Below are 210 nucleotides of genomic sequence, written 5' to 3'. Positions count from 1 at the left end.
CCCATAACCTTCTGATCCGTAGTCAGACGCTCTATCCAATTGAGCTACGGGCGCTTTTTTAAATGGTGCCGAGGGCCGGAATCGAACCGGCACGGTAGTCACCTACCGCAGGATTTTAAGTCCTGTGCGTCTGCCAGTTCCGCCACCCCGGCACATTTTGGAGCGGAAGACGAGGTTCGAACTCGCGACCCCCACCTTGGCAAGGTGGTG

At 57.1% G+C, this 210-nt stretch carries 1 tRNA gene; it reads right to left on the bottom strand.

The annotated features are described in order from the left end of the window. Positions 1-63: 63 nt before the first annotated feature. Positions 64-152: transfer RNA gene (locus tag C9J34_RS20640), tRNA-Leu, on the bottom strand. Positions 153-210 lie beyond the last annotated feature (58 nt).

The organism is Metasolibacillus meyeri (assembly GCF_003049505.1).
Classification (GTDB): domain Bacteria; phylum Bacillota; class Bacilli; order Bacillales_A; family Planococcaceae; genus Metasolibacillus; species Metasolibacillus meyeri.
The sequence above is the reverse complement of the archived record's forward strand: the minus strand, read 5'-3'. Positions and strand labels throughout refer to the sequence as shown.